This window comes from Thermogemmatispora aurantia, assembly GCF_008974285.1.
Lineage (GTDB): Bacteria > Chloroflexota > Ktedonobacteria > Ktedonobacterales > Ktedonobacteraceae > Thermogemmatispora > Thermogemmatispora aurantia.
Window position 1 is genome coordinate 1 of record NZ_BKZV01000016.1, and the last position, 1,528, is coordinate 1,528.

The window sequence follows — 1,528 nt, forward strand, 5'->3', positions numbered from 1 at the left end:
CTGGATGGCGAGTTTGATCCTGGCTCAGGACGAACGCTGGCGGCGTGCCTAACACATGCAAGTCGAACGCCCTCTCCGCGAGGGGAGGGAGTGGCGGACGGGTGAGGAACACGTGGGTGACCTGCCCTGCAGTGGGGGATACCGGTGCGAAAGTGCCGACAATCCCGCATACGGTGGTGTCTTGCGAGAGGCACCAGGAAAGCTTTCTGCCGGAGGGTGGGAGGCGCTGCAGGAGGGGCCTGCGTCCGATTAGCTAGTTGGTAGGGTAACGGCCTACCAAGGCGACGATCGGTAGCTGGTCTGAGAGGACGATCAGCCACACTGGGATTGAGAGACGGCCCAGACTCCTACGGGGGGCAGCAGTGAGGGATCTTCGGCAATGGGCGAAAGCCTGACCGAGCGACGCCGCGTGCAGGAAGAAGGCCTTCGGGTTGTAAACTGCTTTTCTGGGGGAAGAGGGAGGACGGTACCCCAGGAAGAAGCCCCGGCAAACTACGTGCCAGCAGCCGCGGTAAGACGTAGGGGGCGAGCGTTGTCCGGAGTTACTGGGCGTAAAGGGCCTGTAGGCGGTCGGGCAGGTTCCCGCGGACAGCCCGCGGCTTCACTGCGGGAGAAGCGGGAAGACGGCTTGACTTGAGGGCCACAGAGGGACATGGAATTCCCGGTGGAGCGGTGAAATGCGTAGAGATCGGGAAGAACACCGAAGGCGAAGGCAGTGTCCTGGGTGGTACCTGACGCTGAGAGGCGAAAGCTAGGGGAGCGAACGGGATTAGATACCCCGGTAGTCCTAGCCGTAAACGCTGACCACTAGGTGTGTGGGGAGATCGACCCCCTGCGCGCCGAAGCGAACGCATGAAGTGGTCCGCCTGGGGAGTACGGCCGCAAGGCTAAAACTCAAAGGAATTGACGGGGACCCGCACAAGCAGCGGAGCGTGTGGTTTAATTCGATGCAACGCGAAGAACCTTACCAGGGTTGGACATGCACGCTGAGGGTCCAGAGATGGGCCGGCCCGCGAGGGAGGCGTGCACAGGTGCTGCATGGCTGTCGTCAGCTCGTGCCGTGAGGTGTTGGGTTAAGTCCCGCAACGAGCGCAACCCTCGCTCTCGGTTGGAGATATCCGAGGGGACTGCCGCGCACAACGCGGAGGAAGGTGGGGATGACGTCAAGTCAGCATGGCCCTGACATCCTGGGCGACACACACGCTACAATGGTCGGGACAGCGGGCAGCGACCCGGCGACGGGGAGCCAATCCCTGAAACCCGATCTCAGTGCAGATTGCAGGCTGCAACCCGCCTGCATGAAGGAGGAGTTGCTAGTAACCGCCGGTCAGCACACGGCGGTGAATACGTTCTCGGGTCTTGTACACACCGCCCGTCACACCACGAAAGCCGGCAACACCTGAAGCCGCTGGGCGAACCCCTCAGCAGAGGGGAGGCAGGCGTCGAGGGTGGGGTCGGTGATTGGGGTGAAGTCGTAACAAGGTAGCCGTACCGGAAGGTGCGGCTGGATCACCTCCTTTCTAGGGAG

General features: G+C 62.4%; 1 rRNA gene. It reads left to right on the top strand.

The window, feature by feature from the left end:
* The first annotated feature begins 1 nt into the window (after position 1).
* Positions 2-1,520: ribosomal RNA gene (locus tag KTAU_RS21395) — 16S ribosomal RNA — on the top strand.
* Positions 1,521-1,528: the final 8 nt, after the last annotated feature.